The following is a 17,993-nucleotide window of genomic DNA, read 5'->3' as shown; positions in this document are numbered from 1 at the left end:
TATTAGGAGGATACACAGCATGCAGGTAGAAACAAAAGTGAAAGCGATCAATTGCTTACATTTTATTAACGGACAATTTGTTGAATCTCAGAACCATAAAACCTTTGAAAATATCAATCCAGCAACAGAAGAAGTCTTAGGCACAGTGGCAGAAGGAGGAAAAGAGGAGGTAGATTTTGCTGTTCGTGCAGCAAGAAGAGCATTGAATGGCCCGTGGAAAAAGATGACTTTGGTTGAGCGCTCCAAAATCCTTCGTCGCATTGGTGATTTGATTCTTGAAAGGCAAGAAGAATTGGCGATGTTAGAATCATTGGACACGGGGAAGCCATTTTCATTAGCAAACAAAATTGATGTTCCGCGTGCAGCGTATAATTTTCACTTTTTCGCCGATTATATTACGTCTGTTGGAACGGATGCGTATCAACAGGATGACCAAGCGATTCATTATGCTTACCGTCGACCAGTAGGGGTTGTCGGAATTATTAAGCCATGGAATCTCCCATTATTACTTCTCACCTGGAAGCTGGCTCCTTGCCTTGGCATGGGGAACACGGCGGTTATTAAACCGGCAGAATGGACTCCGATGACAGCAACGGTACTTATGGAGATTTGTAAAGAGGCAGGTGTTCCAGATGGAGTCGTAAATCTAGTACACGGTTTTGGTCCAAATTCTGCTGGTGGAGCGATCTCCGAACACCCAGATATTGATGCCATTTCCTTCATAGGGGAACCAAGCACTGGTGCTAGTATTATGAAAGCTGCAGCTGACTCTTTGAAAAAGCTGTCGTATGAGTTAGGCGGGAAAAATCCAAATATCATTTTTGCTGATTCTGATATCGATGAAGTGATTGAGACAACGATTAAATCTAGCTTCATTAATCAAGGGGAAGTTTGCCTTTGTGGCTCTCGCATTTACGTAGAACGACCAATTTACAATGAGTTTATTAATAAATTCGCTGAAAAAGTAAGAGAATTACAAGTGGGTGATCCTCTTGCTGAAGCGACAAATGTAGGTGCGTTAGTTAGTAAGGAACACTACGAGAGAGTAAATAGCTATATCGAGATTGCTCGGAATGATGGAGCGAATATTCTTACAGGTGGTAAGCGACCAGAAGGAATGGAAAAAGGGTATTTCCTAGAGCCAACAATAATAACTGGTCTTGATCGTAATTCTCGTTGTGTTCGTGAAGAAATATTTGGACCCGTTGTAACGGTTATGCCATTTGATATGGAAGAAGAAGTGATCATGCAAGCAAATGATACACATTACGGGTTAAGTGCAACCATCTGGACAAATGATCTACGTCGTGCACACCGAGTTGCTCATCAAATTGAAGCGGGGATTATTTGGGTAAACACATGGTTCCTAAGAGATTTAAGAACTCCATTTGGCGGAATGAAAAATAGTGGAATTGGTAGAACCGGAGGAATGCATAGTCTTGATTTCTACTCTGAATTGTCCAATATTACGATCAAGCTGTAGGAAAGGTGGGAAAGGAAATGTCCATTGTAACAAATAAAATAAAAGAATATGCTGCACTTTTAGCGGATGCTGAAAAGACGGGAGTAGGAACCAATCCCCTTACGATATTAGATCCAAGTCTATCTGTAACGGAAGCTTATCATATACAACTAGAAAATATTCAGATGAAAGTGGAACAAGGACAAAAAATTATTGGGAAGAAAATCGGACTCACCTCACTTGCTATGCAAAAGCTTCTCGGGGTTGATGAACCTGACTATGGTCATTTGCTAGACAGCATGGAAGTAACAAATGGGGGTAGGATTTCGATCGAAAAAGTTTTGCAACCAAAAGTAGAAGCCGAACTCGCCTTTGTTCTAAAAAAGGACTTAATAGGGCCAAATGTAACAACACTCGATGTACTTCAGGCAACGGATTATATTGTACCCGCACTCGAAATTGTTGATAGTAGAGTGAAAGATTGGAAGATTAAGCTTCCTGATACGATTGCAGACAACGCATCTTCCGGTTTTTACGTACTTGGAGAAAGAAAAGCGAAGGTAGACGAAATCAATCTCGAATTGCTTGGTATGGTGCTTTCGAAAAACAATGAAATCGTGAACACCGGAGTGGGAGCTGCCGCTCTTGGAAACCCAGCTACATGTGTTGCTTGGCTAGCAAACAAATTGTCTGAATTTGGTATTCCTCTGAAAGCAGGAGAAATCATTTTATCGGGCGCCCTATCGGCAGCTGCAGATGCACAAGCTGGAGATACATTCTCTGCTAGATTTGCTCATCTTGGGGAAGTAAAAGTTCATTTTTAATAGGAAAGGATGGGTTTTATGGGGAAAGTGAAGGTGGCGATTCTTGGATCAGGAAATATCGGTACAGATCTTATGATAAAGCTTGGGCGGTCAGAGGTTCTAGAGTTAACGACGGTAATTGGAATTGATCCTGATTCTGACGGGTTAAGAAAAGCGAGAGAGCTTGGGTATGAAACGATTGATAGTGGTATAAATGGTTTCTTAGAACGCCCAGAACTGGCCGATATTGTATTTGATGCAACGTCAGCGAAAGCACATATACGGCATGCAAAGCTTTTGCGAGAGGCAGGCAAACAGGTGCTTGATTTAACACCAGCAGCAGTTGGGCCACTTGTTGTCCCGCCCGTAAATATTAAAGAGCATGTGGACGCAGATAATATTAATCTGATTACGTGTGGGGGGCAGGCAACAATTCCAATGGTTCATGCGATTCACTCTGTCCAATCAGTGGAATATGCGGAAATTGTCGCAACGATTTCTAGTAAAAGTGCAGGTCCGGGAACAAGGGCAAATATTGATGAATTTACAGAAACGACAGCCCGTGGAATTGAAAAAATTGGTGGTGCAAGAGTTGGGAAAGCGATCATTATCCTAAATCCAGCCGAGCCTCCGATCATGATGAGAGACACCATCCATGTTTTAGTAAAAGGCGATCAGGTGGATGAAGAGGGGATTACTCGTTCCATCAAAGAAATGGAAAAACAAGTCCAAGAATATGTACCTGGATATAAATTAAGACAGGAACCTATCTTTAACGGAAACCATGTGACTGTATTTATTGAGGTAGAAGGTGCAGGTGACTATTTGCCGAAGTATTCTGGAAATCTGGATATTATGACAGCAGCTGCTGTAAAAGTGGCGGAAGAATGGGCAAAACGTAAAATTTCACAAGCAATTGTATAAAAGAAAGGAGGAGCAAAAATGGAAGCGAAACGTGATGTAATACTGACGGAGGTTGCTTTAAGAGATGGTAGTCATGCGATACGACATCAATTCACAGTGGAGCAGGTCACTCAAGTGGCAAAGGGGTTGGATGAGGCAAATGTTCCTTATATTGAAGTATCACATGGAGATGGATTAGGTGGGTCCTCTTTGCAATATGGATTTTCTCGAACGAATGAAATGGAATTAATTGAAGCAGCGGCTGCAACAGTAAAAAAGGCAAAAATCTCTGTTCTTCTTATTCCTGGAATCGGAACGAAGCAAGAATTAAAGCATGCGGCACAGCTTGGTGCCAAGATGGTGAGAGTGGCGACTCATGTGACAGAGGCCGACGTGGCCCCGCAGCATATTGCTCTTGCGAAAGATTTAGGTCTTGAAACAGTAGGATTCTTGATGATGTCTCATATGGCTCCAACGGAAAAGTTGGTGGAGCAAGCAAAGCTTATGGAGAGTTACGGTGCGGATACAGTTTATGTGGTTGATTCTGCGGGAACTCTTTTACCACATGAAGTGAAGGAGAGAATCCGTGCCCTTCGACAAAGTCTTTCGATTGATATTGGGTTTCATGCCCATAACAACTTATCTTTAGCAGTGGCAAACAGTATTACCGCGATTGAAGAAGGTGCCAGAAGGATTGATGGAAGCATCCGCTGTCTTGGTGCCGGTGCAGGAAACACACAGACCGAAGTACTCGTAGCGGTGCTCGACCGGTTAGGTATCCAAACGGGTGTTGATCTATACAAAATGATGGATGTAGCGGAGGAAATCGTTGCTCCTATCTTAGAAAAACCACAAGAAATCACAAAAGACGGTTTGGTGCTAGGGTATGCAGGCGTCTATTCTAGCTTTCTATTACACGCTCAGGCAGCAGCACGAAAATTTGGAATTGATTCGCGTGATATTCTCGTTGAGCTTGGAAAAATGAAAGTGGTTGGCGGTCAGGAAGATATGATTCTTGATGTTGCAGCTGAACTTGCCAAAAAACTATAAACGGCGGGATTATAAGGAGGAAATGTAATGGCGACAGTGGAATATAAAGAGATTGCTAAATATTTGATTGCCGGAGAAATAGAGAAACGGGAGGTCGTGAAAGTAACTGAGAATATCAAGCCGGATCTTTCTGTGGAGGAAGGATATCTCGTCCAACAGGAGCTCGTTAAAATTAAGCTAGAAGAAGGGAGAAGAATCGTCGGACCTAAAATGGGCTTAACTAGCAAAGCAAAGATGCAGCAAATGAAAGTAAATGAGCCCATCTATGGATATGTGTTTGATTATATGTTGATTGAAAATGGTGGAAAGGTTCATCTACAGGACATGATTCACCCAAAAGTAGAAGCAGAGATTGCTTTTGTAATTGGAGAGGACATTGAAGGACCAAACGTGACAGCAGCAGAAGTGTTGTCAAAAACAGAATATGTTATTCCAGCTCTTGAACTGATTGACAGTCGGTATGTCAATTTCCAATTTACTTTACCAGATGTAATTGCTGATAATGCTTCCACATCTAGAGTCGTTTTCGGTACATCTTTTCATAAGCCAGACAAATTTGATCTTGATTTATTAGGAGTGACACTTTCTATTAATGGTGAAATAAAGGAACTAGGTGCAGGAGCGGCTGTACTTGGCCACCCAGCGGAAGCGATTGCGATGCTAGCAAATATGCTTTCTCGTAGAGGAGAGAAGGTTCGTAAGGGCGATGTGATTTTATCTGGAGCGATTACCAGTGCCATTTTGCTAGAAAAAGGAGATGTTGTCACCGGCCGGTTCGATGGATTAGGTGAAGTATCTTTCGTAGTGACAGATTAGTTATACAATATGAGAGAGGAGGCATCTTATGCCAATCATTCAAGTTCAAATGATGGAAGGCAGGCCAAAGGAGAAAATCGCAGAAGTGATTCAGAATATTACAAATACAGTTGCTGAAACATTGGACGCTCCAAAAGAGAGTATTCGAGTGTTAGTGACTGAGATTCCGAAAACTCATTGGGGAGTAGCAGGAGTGCCAAAGTCAAAATCGTAAGGACTATTATAGGAGGTTCATTATGACAATTGAGTTATGTACTTTAGTTCCACATGTTCCAAGTATCTGTCATGAAGATGCAGTCCCGGATTTTCAAAGAAACATGGTAGAAGGATTAAAAGAGGTGGCAAAAGATATTGAAAGAATTGCTCCCGATGTCATTGTGTTAGTATCCTGCCATTGGCCATCTACTTTCTTCCATTATGTAGATTGCACACCTGAGCACAAAGGGATTTTAACAGCCTATGAAGCTCCCGATCTAATTAAGGATATTCCATATTATTATCCAGGAGATGCTGATTTGGCAAACCAGCTTGTGCAAGCTGGAGTGAATGCTGGTTTACAAGTACAAGGAGTAAATGATCCCTATTATATTTGGGATTACGGAACAGTTGTCCCACTTAGGTATCTTGTACCGAAAGAAGATATTCCTATCATTAATCTATCAGTTACTCTTGCTGCTAGTATTGAAGAAACATATAAATGGGGTCAAGAGATTGCTAAAGTCTTGCATGCAACCGAAAAAAAGGTCGTTTTTGTATCGAGTGGCGCTTTATCTCATAATTTAGTGCGTGGCCGACATAATAAGCCAACCGTTGCGGAGCACTCTCTAGATAAGCAATTCATCGAGTTCGTAATGAACAAAGACTATCAATCTGCTTACGATATGTTACCTGAATATGCAAGGATGGCAAGAGTTGAGTCTGGTGGACGCCATCTAGCTATGTTGTTTAGCATGCTTCAAAAGGATGATGAGGTTGCATACTTAGCAGATGGGCAATCGTCTGGAAGTTGGAACGTATTACTAACCTTTGATTCCAAAAAGGTCGTAGGCTTGGAAGCAATGGAAGATAGTAAAGCGGTAAAGAAATAAATGTCATTTAATTAGCAGTTGTGAAAGCGTTAACAATAAAAGGAAGGTGATTTTATGCGAACGAAAGTAGGTATCATTGGAGCGGGGCCAGCTGGATTAATGCTGTCCCATCTCCTGCATCTTCAAGGAATTGACTCTATTATTCTTGAAAATCGATCGAAGGAAGAAATTGAGGGTACGATTCGTGCAGGAGTGCTCGAGCAAGGTACAGTTGATTTGCTTAATAGTACAGGAATTGGAAGTAGGATGATGAGAGAAGGGCATATTCACCATGGAATTGAACTTCAGTTTAATGGCCGCAGACATAGAATTGATATGAATGAATTGACCGATGGAAAGAGAATTATGCTTTATCCTCAACATGAGGTGATTAAGGACTTGCTTGAAGCTCGCCTAAAGGCTGGTGGAAAGATCTACTTTAACGTAAAAGATGTTCAGCTCCACGATGTTGAGACGAACTCTCCAACTATTAGCTTCATACAGGAAAATGGGACTGAGGTAGAACAAATTGAATGCGATTTCATTGCAGGCTGTGATGGGTTTCATGGACCAAGCCGCCAAGCGATACCAAAAGAAGAAAGAGTAGAAAAACAAAAAATCTACCCTTTTGGTTGGCTAGGAATTCTTACCGAAACTCCACCAGTACATACAGAACTTATCTACGTTCACCACGACCGAGGCTTTGCACTATTAAGTACTCGTACCCCTAAGATTCAACGCCACTACCTTCAAGTTGATCCAAAAGATGATATTGCGAATTGGTCAGATGACAGAATTTGGTCCGAGCTACATGCAAGGGTGGATACTTCAGATGGATGGAAAATGATTGATGGACCGATTATTCAGAAAAATATTGTTGCAATGAGAAGCTTTGTTTGTGAAACGATGCAGTATGGAAGATTATTTCTAGCTGGTGATTCCGCACATATTGTACCGCCAACTGGTGCAAAGGGGCTGAATCTAGCAGTGGCCGATATTCAAGTATTAGCGAAAGGAATCAGCGAATTTTATCATTCAGGAAACGAAGATACTTTAGAACGTTACTCTTCTATTTGTTTGCAAAGAGTATGGAAAGCCCAGCGATTTTCCTGGTGGATGACAACGATGCTTCATAGAAATGTTGAACAGACTCCGTACGAATATGGAATTCAAATCGCTGAGCTAGACTATGTTACTTCTTCCAAGGCGGCTGCAAGAAGTTTGGCCGAAAATTATGTTGGCTTGCCGATGGAGTTTGAAGGTTTAAAGTTTAATCAGCAAATCCTAAACTAATGTAAAAGACATTTCAAAGGGTGAAGGGGAGTCCATTTAGGAGATGGAATAATAAAAGGGGTGTTAGGCTATGAGTCAAGAGAAACAATCATTTTTTCGATATGAAAATGGTATATTATTCGTTTTGTTTTTGGTTTTTGGCTTGGTATTTATGGATCGGCTTAGCATTATCTACTTATTCCCTTTTGTCGCACCGGAGTTAGGTCTGAATAACACGCAAATGGGGATGATTGTTGGAGCGACCTCTATTGCTTGGGGATTTTCAACTTTATTATTTGCTAGTTTATCTGACTTTCTTGGAAAAAAGAAAAAGACCTTAATTGTTTTTATTCTTATCTTTTCTGCGGCAACCTTTACTTCTGGACTTGTTGGAGGACTTGGCTCCCTCATCCTTGTTAGACTATTAATGGGAGCATCTGAGGGGCCGGTTATTCCATTAGTTCAGTCTTCGATCATGGCAGAATCTACTCCTAAACGAAGAGGATTTAACATGGGCTTTATTCAAAGCTCTGGACCGCTACTAGGAAATGCGATTGCGCCTGTCCTGGTCGTGGCCATTGCAGCGGCGACGAATTGGCGCTATTCCTTCTTTGCTCTTGCAATTCCTGGCGTAATTCTTGCAATCATATTAATGTTTTATATGAGGGAGCCACTCTTACATTCATCTGGAAAAAGTGGAGAAAAGCAGGAAAAACCAACCTTTAGTGAATATAAAAGTGTTTTTAAAACAAGAAACGTATGGGTAGGTATGCTGATAGCTATTTTTTACATGATGTATTTATTGGTGTTCACTAGCTTTATGCCATTATTCTTATCAGGAGTTTCTGGATACAGTGAAGCACAATACGGAATTGTTTTAGGTGTTTTAGGAATTGCCATGTTCTTTTGGCAGTTATTTATTCCGTTTTTATCCGATAAGGTAGGGCGTAAAGCGGTCATCACGCCTGTGACGTTTATAGCTATTTTCCTACCGTTAGCCATTGCTAATTTTCATAGTAATTTCGCCTTACTAGCTATTTCTGTTTTCATACTAGCTATCGGATTCGGAGGTCAGCCGCTTTATCTAGCCATTATTCCCTCTGAGTCAGTACCAAGAACGTTTGCGGCCACTGCGATAGCAGTTATTGTTTTAACTGGAGAGATTATTGGAGGCACTTTAGGCCCGATCGTTGCGGGAGTTTTAGCAGACAAATACAGTTTGTACGCCCCGTTATGGCTTGCCAGTGGAGCTGCTCTAATATTCTTCCTATTATCATTTGCCTTAAAGGAAACAGCTCCTGTTAAAGTGTCGGGTGATAAAGAAACGTCTATGAACGAGGTAAATGTAAACATTTAATAAAACCTATTATAATAGGTCGTGATCCAATTAGATCACGGCTTTTTCTTTTGGGAAAGAGAGAAAGAGTTTACTTTAAAAATAATGTTGGAAATTGTTGATGGAAAAGTTGAAAAAGATTCTATGGTTTTGTTGACAACACTGAATATTTGAACTATTCTAAATTTAACAAAGTTGTAATCGCTTTCAAAGGATCCTGCAATCAAATCCTATCAATCACCTATTTATTACTTCTTCTACAGATTTTGAATTTCCTACTTACTAAAAATGGTATATACCAAATATGCTTTCGAAAAGCAAAGGACAGTGAATTGGATTTTACTATATAATGTAAATAGAACTAGCAAAGTATTTAACCATTTGAAGCAGGTGAGGAAATGTATAAAGGGGAAGAAGAAACACCTTTTTATCAACAGTTAAAAGACAAAATCATTGATGATATTGAATGCGGGAAACTAAAGCATGGAGATAAGCTCCCATCTGAGAGGGAATTAGCTGAACAATATGGAATCAGCCGGATGACAGCAAGACATACTCTTTCCATATTAGAAAGAGAAGGAGTAGTGGAAAGAAGAGTTGGTGCAGGAACCTTTATTTCTAATTATAAAATTGAAATGGATTTTATTACTTTTAATAGCTTTACAAGGACGATGTTGGGCAAGGGGTTAACACCAAGTACCCAAGTGCTTTCTATTAAAAAGAGTCCAGCAAAACCAGGTATTGCTAATAAGCTACATATCCCAGTTGGTGAAGAAATTGTTATCATTAAGCGTTTGCGAAATGTGAATGGAATCCCTATTTCTATTGAAGAATCCTTTATTCCTTATAAATATTGTCCAGGCATTGATCACCGAATTACAAACAATCATTCGCTTTATCAAATGTTAGAAAGCGAATATGGTATTACGTTAGTAAAGGCCAAAGAATATATGAAGGTGAAACTAGCAGAAGAAAGTGACAGTAAATTGCTTAGAATTCGATCCGAGAGTCCATGTGTATTACGTGAAGCTGTTGCCTACGATGACCAGGGCCAATCAATCGAATTTTCAACATCACTAACTAGAAGTGACATTGTTAGATTTTATTCCGAGTTACATCTGAAATGACGTTCATTTCAGGTTAGCAAAAATGGTATATACCATTAAAAGGTAAGGGGAGGGGAAAGTAATGAGAGTCATTGGGGTTGGAGATAATGTGGTGGATAAGTATATGTATAAGAGAATCATGTATCCAGGAGGAAATGCACTTAACTTAAGCGTCTATGCTAAGCAACTAGGAGTAGATGCAGCATATTTAGGTGTTTTTGGAGATGATAAAGCTGCAAGTCATATCATTGAAACGCTAAACCATTTGAAGATCGATATTTCCCATTGTCGGCAGCATCCTGGAGAAAATGGCTTTGCTGCGGTCGATCTTGTGGATGGGGACAGAGTATTTATCGGAGGGAATGATGGAGGTGTGCAAAATACTCATCCTATCATTCTCACACAAGAAGATTTGGATTATATACAAACATTTGAATTAGCACATAGCAGCATCTATAGCGCAATGGAAGGAGAACTACACAAGTTAAAGGCAGCTGGTATTCTTGTTTCCTTCGATTTTTCGACCGATTATAATGAAAGCGTTTTAAAAGGCGTTTGCCCTCATGTAGATATTAGTCTTCTCTCGTGTGGTCAATTACAAACAGATGAAGTAAAAGATCTGTTAACTTTCGTGTGTTCCTTAGGAAGTTCGATGGCTATTGGGACGATGGGTTCTAGAGGAGCAATGGTGTTTAACGGGACAAACTTTTTTGAACAGAAGCCCCATTATGTCAAACCAGTGGATACTCTTGGCGCAGGAGATTCTTTTTTCACGGCTTTTATCCTTGAGTACTTAATAGGGAAGAAGATAAAGGTGAATGAGGATCAGTTGATCAAACAAAGCCTTGAAGCAGGAGCGAAATTTGCCGCTCAGACATGCTTAGTAGACGGGGCATTTGGGTTTGGTATTGAATTCTAAATTCTTTTTAAAAGGATTTAAGAATCATAGATAGATAAGAATACGGGGGTGGTGTGGTTTTGGAAGGCTAAAACCTTTAAGATTTTATGCTTAAAACTATAAGGAGGGTCAATGAATGAGAACAAAAATATTAATTGTATTTATGCTTATGTTGGCATTGGTCATTACGGGTTGTTCCAGTTCTACCTCATCAAATGAAGATGAATCGGATAAGATTGTCTTAAAATTTTTGCATAAATGGCCTCAACCAGAATACGCCCCTTATTTTGAAGAAGTTGTAAAAGAATTCGAAAGTCAAAATCCAGATATTAAAATCAAGATGGAAGCCATCGCTGACGAACCGATCAAAGATAAACTTCGCGTTATTCTTGGGGGAAGCGAGGTTCCAGACATTATGTTCTCTTGGTCAGGTGAATTTGCTAGGAAATTTGTTCGAGCCGATGCAGCCTTAGATCTTACCCCGTATTTGGAAGAAGACGCAGCCTGGAAAGATAGTTTTATTCCGGCTTCCCTGCAACCATTTTCTTCTGATGGGAAAAATTACGGAATTCCTCTAAGATTCAATGGAAAGTTCTTTGTTTATAATAAGGAGATTTTTGATAAGCATGGTCTACAAGCACCTAAAACATGGGATGAATTCTTAAATGTTCTCGACACCTTAAAAGAAGAAGGCGAAACACCACTCATGTTAGGAAATGAAAGCCCTTGGGCAGCTATTCACTACTTAACGGGACTGAACCAAAAGATGGTGGATCAGGAAGTTCGAATGAACGATTATAATCCTCGTTCAGGAGAGTTCACAGATTCAGGCTACGTAAAAGCGATGGAACTGCTAGCAGAATTGAACGAAAAAGGCTATTTTATGGAAAACGTAAATTCTAGTTCCCACGATATGGTAAAGCAAATGTTCTTTGCAGGAAAAGGGGCTATTTTCTACGTGGAATTGGAAGAATTTCAAGATGTTGAAAACGCCTTGAAAGGGAACTGGGGATTTTTCCCGATGCCTGCTATAGCTGATGGAGATGGAAGTCGAAATTATATTACTGGTGCTCCAGATGGATTTATTGTTTCTTCAAAGTCTAAACATCCAAAAGAAGCAGTGGAGTTTTTAAAGTTTTTAACAAGTAAAGAAAATTCGTTAAAACTTGTGAAGGATATTGGTTGGCCGAGTCCAATTGAAGGAGCTACGAACCCAGACACTGCTCTAAAGCAAGTGGCAGAAGGTGTGGATTACATGAAGCAAGCGGAAGGAATGGCTGAGTGGCTGGATACAGATGTTCATGCGAAAGTGGCAGACGTGTATTTATCAAACATTCAACTACTTCTCGATGGCTCCAAATCTCCAGAAGAGATTATTAAAGAAGTTCAAGCTGTAGCTAAACAAGTGCAGAGTGAAGTGGAATAAATAGAACAGGGCAGGTAGTCAATCTGATTACTTGCCCCCTCATAGGAGGGAGAAGGATGAAAGAAACATATAGAAACGGCCGAACGGCATTCCTTTTTATTTTGCCAGCACTCCTTCTAATCCTGTTTATTGTATTTCTGCCGATTGTACTTAATTTATACAACAGTTTTTTTAGGTGGAATTCCTTTGAGGCAGGAAAAACGTTCGTCGGCTTCGAGTACTACGTAAGGCTTTTTAAAGATCCAGTGTTTTTTACCGCATTGAAAAATAATTCCCTTTACGCGATTATTTCATTGATCTGTCAGGTCGGTGGGGGAATTATAATAGCCGCCATTTTAGAAGATAAGCTGATTAGAAGGTTTCAACCTTTTTTTAGAACTGTGTTTTTTATTCCTTCTGTTATATCCATTGCCGTGGTCGGGTTAATGTGGCAGCTGATCTATAATCCGGAAATCGGTTTAGTGAATGGTGTGTTAAATGCCATTGGACAATCGGAGTGGGCTCATTCCTGGTTAGGAGATAGTAAAACAGCCATATATGCTGTGGTTGCCGTGTCGCAGTGGCAATATACAGGATATATGACCATGCTTTTTCTTATTGCCATGCAGAAAATCCCGATGGAATATTATGAGGCCGCGATGATTGATGGTGCTTCAAAGATTAACTCGTTTTTTCATATAACATTACCACAAATAAAGGAAATGATTTTGGTTGGTAGCGTCATTACGGTAATTGGAGCTTTCAAGGTTTTTGATGAGGTGTATGTGATGACGTTCGGTGGACCGGGAAGATCAACAGAGGTTCTTGGAACGATGTTGTACCGTTCAGCTTTTCGTAACGATGAAATGGGCTATGCATCCACGATCGGGACGATTATTTTTATCATCACCCTGACCCTATCCCTCATCCAAATGAAGCTGGGAAAATCGGGACAGGAGGTGGAATAAACGAATGATAATCATAAAAAATAGAATCTTTCAAGTGATCATTTTGGTGTGGTTTAGTTTGTTTTCCTTAGTGATTATCTATCCAATTATTTGGCTAGCCTTAAGCGGATTAAAAACAAATAGTGATTTCTTTTTAAACACCTGGTCACTTCCTGAGGAATGGGTATGGGAGAATTATATAGCTGCATGGGATGCGGGTATCGGAAAGTACTTTTTTAATAGTGTGTTTATTACTGTGGTTTCGGTCATTACCGTATTACTGTTTGGGTCAATGGCAGCTTATGGCTTAAGTAGATTTCGCTTTAAAGGACAGAATATTTTATTAATCATTATTTTAAGTGGCTTAATGCTTGCGCCACAAGTCAGTCTGATTCCTCTATACAAGCTGCTACAAGGAGTTGGACTTTATAATACGTATGGAGCGTTAATCATTCCATATGTTGCCTTCCAACTGCCATTTGCTATTTTTTTAATGAGATCGTATTTTTTATCGATTCCTAAAGAGCTTGAAGAGGCAGCTATTATTGATGGGTGTAATCGATGGAAAGTGTACTGGAATATCGTTATACCAATGGGAAAACCAATTATTGCTTCTTGTGCTCTTTTAACTGCCATGAATGTTTGGAATGAGTTCATGTTCGCGTTGGTTTTTATTGAGGATTCAAGTCTTAGAACCATTCCAGTAGGTTTGATGAATTTAAGAAGTCAATTAAATACTAACTTCGGAATTCAGTTGGCGGGATTAGCTATTTCTGCCCTACCGATGATTATCGCGTATATTATCTTTCAAAAACAATTTGTCCGTGGGATATCGGCAGGTGGTGTGAAAGGATAAAATATATAAGTGTCTATATTGGTATTTTTTACTAATATAGACGAATATAAATGGTATATACCATTAGGAGGGGAGTAAATGAAGAAAATTTCCAGAAAACAGATCACGGGTATGAACTTCCATTATCTACATTATCCATTTGAATACTTTTTGGATGCTATGGTGAAGTTTGAATTGCAGCAAATTGAAGTATGGGGAGCATCTCCGCATATGTATGTCGAGGATCTGTCATTACAGGATATTCGTAGAATCAGAGGGGAAATTCATCAACGAGAATTAACAGTTGTATGTTTTACTCCAGAACAATGTATGTATCCAATCAATCTAGCTGCAAAAGAACCAAAAATTAGAGAGAGAAGTATCCGTTATTTTCAAAAGTCAATTGATGCGGCAGTGGAATTAGAAAGTCCTATGGTTTTAGTAACTGCTGGCTGGGGATACCGAAATGAAAGCAATGAAGTGGCATTAAATAGATCAAAAGCCTCTCTAGACATTCTCTCAAACTATGCTGAAAAAGAAGGAATCGTTTTAGCGTTAGAGCCATTGCAAAAAGTGGAGTCGAATATTGTAAATACATTACCTGATTTAACAGAACTTCTTAATGAGGTTTCTTCTCCTTATTTAAAAGGGATGGTTGATACTATCCCTATGTCCGTTGAAGGGGAGAACTTAGCAACCTATTTTGAACAGTTGGAACTCGCGCATATTCATTTTATTGATGGAAAACCAGCCGGGCATTTAGCCTGGGGAGATGGGGATCTTCCATTAGAAAGCTATATTCAATCACTGGTCCAGTACGATTACCAAGGTGCGCTTACTCTCGAATTTACTTCAACAGAGTATTTGCTGAATCCAAACGAAGCAATTGAGAAATCTCTTAAAACGTTAGCTCCTTATATAAACTAATTATTTCATAAAAAATGTGGAGGGATTGTCATGTTAAAATTTGATTCAAATCTATTTTTACAGTTAGTTGGAGAGGAAGGAATGGCAAAGAAAGGTGAAATCGAAAGAATCGTAGATGAAATTTCAAATAAGGGTTTTAAAAACATCTTTTTGATTGGATCTGGTGGAACGGTTGCGATGATGTATCCTTATGAGTATATTTTTAAATCGAACTCGAGTTTGGATGTTCATGCAGAGATTGCAGCTGAGCTAATTGTCATGAACAATCGTCATTTAACAAAGGACTCTGTTTGCATATTTGCTTCTGTCACTGGTACAACAAAAGAAACCGTAGCGGCAGCAGAGTTCTGTAAAGAAAAAGGGGCGACGACCATCGGTTTAGTAGCCATCCCGGATACTCCTTTAGCTAATGCTGTGGATTACTGCATTTCGACAGGTAGGGAAAAGCATTCCTTTGATACGTTCTTCGTTCACCTCCAATTGCTTACTGCTCGTTTCATTTATAATCATGGAGAATTCCCTGACTATGAACAATTTACAAAAGAGTTAGCACTTCTTCCACAAGGAATTGTTCACGCTGTTGAAGCGTTTGACCCTCGTGCAGAGCAATTTGCCATTAAACACAAAGATACCGGATACCATATGTTAGTTGGAGCAGGGAATCTATGGGGAAATACTTACTCTTATGCTATGTGTATCTTGGAAGAAATGCAGTGGATTAAATCAAAATCGATTCATGCGGCAGAGTTTTTCCACGGGACATTAGAGCTGGTGGAGGAAGATACAAGTGTCATCTTGTTTAAGGGTGAAGATGAAACACGGCCGCTGGTAGATCGAGTAGAAAGATTTGCTGAAAAAATAACAAAAGAATTATTTATCATTGATACAAAGGATTATCCGTTAGAAGGTATTAGTGAAAAGTTTCGAAAGTTTTTTGCTGTCAATGTAAACTGGGCATTAACTGGTCAGATTAGTGTGTATCTGGAAAGGGAAAGAAACCATCCTTTAGAGCTAAGAAGATATTACCGTAAAATGGAGTACTAAGGGGGGGAAGCCATGTTTAACTTTGACAGAGACAGGTTTTTACGTATTCAAAATGGGGCTATCGGTTTAAAAGACGAATTAGACGTAGTGATAGATGAATTAGTCACAAAAGGAATAAAAAATGTATTCTTTGTTGGTACAGGTGGAGCTGCCATCTTAATGTATGCTGCAGAATACATTTTGAAGAATCACTCAACTTTACCGGTTTTTACAGAAATATCTTCTGAATTAATGGTTATGGATCATCAGCATTTAAATGAGCATTCCTTAGTTATTCTGCCATCCTTGTCAGGAACAACAAAAGAAACGGTGGAAGCTGCGAAATTTTGTAAAGAGAAGGGTGCCACCACAATTGGTTTAGTGGGTCATGCGAAAACACCGCTTACTGTAGTAACAGATTATTCTTTTATCAATTTTGCAGAGGATGACACATCTTGTGAATCATTCTACCTCCAATCGTTCCTCATCGCTTTTCGGTTAATGTATAAGAGACAGGAGTTCCCTGAATATCATCAATGGATGGAAGAGCTGAAAATGTTACCAGAAGCTTTATTGAAGGTGAAGGAAGCTTCGGAAAATCGGGCAAAAGAGTTTGCACAAAAGCATAAAGACACTCCGTATCATATCCTTTCTGGAGCGGGAATTGATTGGGGGCAAACCTACTATTATGCCATGTGTATTTTAGAAGAAATGCAGTGGATTAAGACTCGGCCCGTTCACGCCTCTGATTTCTTCCATGGAACACTTGAGTTAGTAGAAGAAGATACAAGTATCCTATTGTTAAAAGGAGAAGGAAGAGTACGTTCTCTGACGGAAAGAGTGGAACGCTTTGCGAACCACTTTTCAAAGGAATTAACCGTGTTTGATACGAAAGATTATCCACTCGAAGGAATATCAGAGCCATTTAGACCGTTTTTATCGCCTATCATATTAGCTACTCTATTAGAAAGAATCAGCTGTCATTTGGAAGAAGTAAGAAACCATCCTCTCACGACAAGAAGATACTATAAAAAAGTTCCTTTCTAACTATCCTAAAACTGTAGGCATTCCTTGTGTCTACAGTTTTTTATTATTCATATTTCTTTATCTTATCGAAAAATTCTGTTAAAATCACTTATTAAAGCTAGAAAGTAAAAAATGTAAGGGGTTAATCGATGTTAAATTCAGATTTGGATACACGCTTAGAACCAAAAATTAAGGAATTATATCAATTACATAAGGAACGGTCGGCTAATATTGACTGGAGTTACCATGAATTTATACCGTGGGACAAGGCGATGTCCTTTAAGAGAGTTCCTTGGGATAAAAGTCAAGTCACTCTTCCTGAAGCCGTTATTGTAGCGATTGAGACAGCATTACTAACAGAAGTGAATTTGCCTTGGTATACATCTCATTTGGATTATACTTTTAAAAACTCTATGGAAGTCATTAATGATTTTGTTCGCACATGGACGGCAGAGGAAGACCAACACTCTAGTTTACTTGAAACCTATTTATTGGTGACTCGTAACGTAGATCCGAAACGGTTACATGAACTAAGAAAGCGAATGGTTGAAAGTGGTTGGTTCCCTGACTTCACTAACCCATTAGCAACGATGGCTTATACTTCTTTGCAAGAGTTAGCTACTCTAGTTTTTTATAATAATGTCGCAAAAATTGCTAGTCCTCACGATAAAGATTTGGCAACTTTGCTAAGAAGACTAGCTAAAGACGAAGCTCTTCATTATGCGTTCTATCGTGATACGGTGAAAGCACATCTGGAACTTGATCCTAATTTCCTTGTATTTTTCGAAGATGTAATTATCAATTTTTCTATGCCAGGTGCCGTTATGCCAGATTTTAATGAGAGAATGAAAACAATAGCGCTAGAAGCGAATTACGGTCCATTACAGTATTTTGATCAAGTATTAGACGTGGTTGTAACGTATTGGGATATTGAAAACCTTCAGCCTACTACTGAGGAAGCAAAACAATCACAAGCAAATATTATGAAATATCATGGGCGTTTAAAGAGAATTAAAGAACGTCAATTAGCGAAAAAATAAAAGCAAGAGGTAAGGAAGGATCATGTCATGACAACACAATGCGAGATATGTAAAAAGGAAACGAAGGAAAGAGTAAG

Annotated in this window: 18 protein-coding genes; all 18 read left to right on the top strand. The window is 39.4% G+C overall.

The annotated features are described in order from the left end of the window. The first annotated feature begins 19 nt into the window (after positions 1–19). The 18 genes from ACGLXV_RS03180 to ACGLXV_RS03095 all read left to right on the top strand — a co-directional run bounded on the left by ACGLXV_RS03180 (position 20) and on the right by ACGLXV_RS03095 (position 17,916). Complete coding sequence (locus ACGLXV_RS03180; protein WP_119707728.1) at positions 20–1,483, top strand: aldehyde dehydrogenase; 1,464 nt, start codon at positions 20–22, stop codon at positions 1,481–1,483. Positions 1,484–1,500: 17 nt separating this feature from the next. Next, positions 1,501–2,286, top strand: coding sequence for a 2-keto-4-pentenoate hydratase (locus ACGLXV_RS03175; RefSeq protein ID WP_391557452.1), 786 nt, complete (start codon positions 1,501–1,503; stop codon positions 2,284–2,286). 18 nt (positions 2,287–2,304) lie between these two features. Next, positions 2,305–3,189, top strand: coding sequence for an acetaldehyde dehydrogenase (acetylating) (locus tag ACGLXV_RS03170; protein WP_391557451.1), 885 nt, complete (start codon positions 2,305–2,307; stop codon positions 3,187–3,189). Between the two features lie 18 nt (positions 3,190–3,207). Then, positions 3,208–4,218 carry a 4-hydroxy-2-oxovalerate aldolase gene (dmpG, locus tag ACGLXV_RS03165; RefSeq protein WP_391557450.1) on the top strand — a complete coding sequence of 337 codons (1,011 nt, stop codon included), beginning with the start codon at positions 3,208–3,210 and terminating at the stop codon, positions 4,216–4,218. 27 nt (positions 4,219–4,245) lie between these two features. Then, positions 4,246–5,034 (top strand): 2-keto-4-pentenoate hydratase, encoded by a 789-nt coding sequence (locus tag ACGLXV_RS03160; protein ID WP_391557449.1) that lies wholly within the window; start codon positions 4,246–4,248, stop codon positions 5,032–5,034. 28 nt (positions 5,035–5,062) lie between these two features. Then, positions 5,063–5,248 (top strand): 4-oxalocrotonate tautomerase, encoded by a 186-nt coding sequence (locus ACGLXV_RS03155; RefSeq protein WP_119707733.1) that lies wholly within the window; start codon positions 5,063–5,065, stop codon positions 5,246–5,248. A gap of 22 nt (positions 5,249–5,270) precedes the next feature. After that, entirely contained in the window at positions 5,271–6,122 is an 852-nt protein-coding gene (locus tag ACGLXV_RS03150; protein ID WP_391557448.1) for a DODA-type extradiol aromatic ring-opening family dioxygenase, read from the top strand. A 54-nt stretch (positions 6,123–6,176) separates the two neighbouring features. Continuing rightward, positions 6,177–7,394, top strand: a complete 1,218-nt coding sequence (gene pobA, locus ACGLXV_RS03145; protein ID WP_391557447.1) for a 4-hydroxybenzoate 3-monooxygenase — start codon at positions 6,177–6,179, stop codon at positions 7,392–7,394. Positions 7,395–7,464: 70 nt separating this feature from the next. Continuing rightward, complete coding sequence (locus tag ACGLXV_RS03140; RefSeq protein WP_391557446.1) at positions 7,465–8,730, top strand: MFS transporter; 1,266 nt, start codon at positions 7,465–7,467, stop codon at positions 8,728–8,730. 377 nt (positions 8,731–9,107) lie between these two features. Next, positions 9,108–9,836, top strand: coding sequence for a GntR family transcriptional regulator (locus ACGLXV_RS03135; RefSeq protein ID WP_391557445.1), 729 nt, complete (start codon positions 9,108–9,110; stop codon positions 9,834–9,836). 61 nt (positions 9,837–9,897) lie between these two features. Next, positions 9,898–10,734 (top strand): PfkB family carbohydrate kinase, encoded by an 837-nt coding sequence (locus tag ACGLXV_RS03130; protein ID WP_391557444.1) that lies wholly within the window; start codon positions 9,898–9,900, stop codon positions 10,732–10,734. Positions 10,735–10,849: 115 nt separating this feature from the next. Continuing rightward, complete coding sequence (locus tag ACGLXV_RS03125; protein ID WP_391557443.1) at positions 10,850–12,139, top strand: ABC transporter substrate-binding protein; 1,290 nt, start codon at positions 10,850–10,852, stop codon at positions 12,137–12,139. A 56-nt stretch (positions 12,140–12,195) separates the two neighbouring features. Next, the gene (locus ACGLXV_RS03120; protein WP_119707739.1) at positions 12,196–13,086 is read left to right on the top strand and encodes a carbohydrate ABC transporter permease; all 891 of its coding nucleotides are present in this window, start codon (positions 12,196–12,198) and stop codon (positions 13,084–13,086) included. A gap of 4 nt (positions 13,087–13,090) precedes the next feature. After that, positions 13,091–13,921, top strand: a complete 831-nt coding sequence (locus ACGLXV_RS03115) for a carbohydrate ABC transporter permease (protein WP_391557442.1) — start codon at positions 13,091–13,093, stop codon at positions 13,919–13,921. Positions 13,922–13,999: 78 nt separating this feature from the next. After that, a complete protein-coding gene (locus ACGLXV_RS03110; protein WP_391557441.1) occupies positions 14,000–14,827 on the top strand; it encodes a sugar phosphate isomerase/epimerase family protein in 828 nt (275 codons plus the stop codon). Positions 14,828–14,857: 30 nt separating this feature from the next. Continuing rightward, complete coding sequence (locus tag ACGLXV_RS03105; protein ID WP_391557440.1) at positions 14,858–15,871, top strand: SIS domain-containing protein; 1,014 nt, start codon at positions 14,858–14,860, stop codon at positions 15,869–15,871. Positions 15,872–15,883: 12 nt separating this feature from the next. Further along, positions 15,884–16,897, top strand: a complete 1,014-nt coding sequence (locus tag ACGLXV_RS03100) for an SIS domain-containing protein (RefSeq protein ID WP_391557439.1) — start codon at positions 15,884–15,886, stop codon at positions 16,895–16,897. A gap of 128 nt (positions 16,898–17,025) precedes the next feature. Then, positions 17,026–17,916: an acyl-ACP desaturase gene (locus tag ACGLXV_RS03095; protein WP_340903338.1), complete on the top strand. Its 891-nt coding sequence runs from the start codon at positions 17,026–17,028 to the stop codon at positions 17,914–17,916. Positions 17,917–17,993: the final 77 nt, after the last annotated feature.

The organism is Robertmurraya sp. (assembly GCF_036676585.1).
In the GTDB taxonomy this organism is placed as follows: Bacteria; Bacillota; Bacilli; order Bacillales; family Cytobacillaceae; genus Robertmurraya_A.
Note: the sequence above shows the minus strand (reverse complement) of the source record. Positions and strands in the feature narration are given on the sequence as shown.